The sequence below is a fragment of the Chimaeribacter californicus genome (assembly GCF_002858675.1).
GTDB classification, from domain to species: Bacteria; Pseudomonadota; Gammaproteobacteria; order Enterobacterales; family Enterobacteriaceae; genus Chimaeribacter; species Chimaeribacter californicus.
Genome location: NZ_PJZF01000060.1, coordinates 1 through 1579, shown reverse-complemented (window position 1 = coordinate 1579; position 1579 = coordinate 1). Strand labels below are relative to the sequence as shown.

Below are 1579 nucleotides of genomic sequence, written 5' to 3'. Positions count from 1 at the left end.
CCCTGAAGTGCCCACACATCGAAACTGCCCGGGCGGTAAGGAACGAGCAGAACATCGGTCAGGATTAATGCAGCACGCAGCGCAGTGGAGTCGCGGCCGCCTGCATCGATAATGATGTCGTCATACTTCCCGCGCTGCTGTAGCAGCTGGGAGCGCAGGATAGAACCGTCGGGATAAGCAGCGCACGCGATGCCGGGTAAATCCTCGCGTTCTGCCCGGATACCGATAGCGGTTTGGGCGGTACCCTGTCGGTCGCCGTCGATCAACAAAACATCCCGGCCTTGCATGGCTCTGGCTGCGGCGATGTTGACAGCAAGCGTCGTTTTGCCCACCCCGCCCTTTGTGTTACCCACGGTTAAAATCATCTTTATTTCATCCTTTTTAATATTAAAAAACATCAATAAACGCTGATATTTTAGTTTTTTGGCTGCCGTTGTCAAATCAAGTGCTCGGTCGCCAAATGCCATCAATACAACATTAATTTAATATTAAAATGAGGTTTTTTGCTGTTTTTTGCTGTGGGAATGAGTGGCTAAGGGTGCGACATGTATTTGGGCTGGTGGCAGGATGAATAGACGAACGGCAAACTCGGGTACAGGATAGGTTACATGTAGTTTTTTCCCTCAGCGTGCCGGGCGCATGTAGTTTTTGCCCTCAGCAGCGCGCCAGGCGCATGTAGTTTTTGCCCTCAGCAGCACGCCAGGTGCATGTAGTTTTTGCCCTCAGAACTGAATGAATCGTTAGGCGACTCAGATTGTATTTAGTAGCACGTATCCGCTTAAGCAGAAAAACGAAAAGTAATTACATGCACGTATGCAGCGGCCTGAGCAACCGAAAGCATCCAGAAATGTATTTACTTACACGTGCCTTTGACTGCAAAACACTCTTCTACGTGCAAGTAAATACATTTTCAAGGATGCTTGGTCACAATTCCGTCATTTATTGCTTGTTAAGCGCCCGACTCTATAGGCGAAAAGGAGTCATTACGTGCAACTAAATGCATTTCGATAATCCTACGTGCTACCAAATACGTTTTAAGGATCGTTACGTGCAACTAAATACATCTTAAAGTAAGTCTTTGTTTTACCTAAAAAACCTCAAGACTCCTGAGCTTGGGATGACGTGCATGTATGATAAACTGGATTTCTCTACCCTTCTTAGTTTCACTGTAGGAGAGATAGCCAATTTTTTCTAAATCAGCTAATGCCCGGCGGATGATCTGATTTTGGACATTCGTTGGAGATTCTAAAGCAAGACGCTCTCGTAACCTCTTCATTGAGATGAATAAAGTCCCAGCTGGCATACTCTCTAAATAAATATACAACGATTGCGCGGCTTCTTTTTTAGCTAACTCAGCTAGTGCCTTAAGACCTAACAGCACCTTGTGATCGTAACGATAAAGCTCCCACAATCTTTTATCGCCAACAATCTCGACGGTATCGCTTTTCATGTCCAGCACTGCGCTTTGCACCAAGTGGGTGATCATTGACTTTTGTCCATCTTTTGAACTAAAAGCAAGTGTAATACTGGAGATATTGAATAAGGAATCATGGAGGCGGGTGCGTAGGCGTGACTTAAT

The 1579-nt window shown here is 45.9% G+C and carries 1 protein-coding gene and 1 pseudogene; both read right to left on the bottom strand.

Features of this window, described 5'->3' with window-relative positions; all coding sequences use genetic code 11:
* Positions 1–467: AAA family ATPase (locus tag CYR55_RS22740; protein WP_241522219.1), on the bottom strand; the 467-nt coding region annotated here is incomplete at its 3' end.
* A gap of 620 nt (positions 468–1087) precedes the next feature.
* Positions 1088–1579, bottom strand: a pseudogene (locus CYR55_RS22735) (protein RepA); the annotation flags it as partial.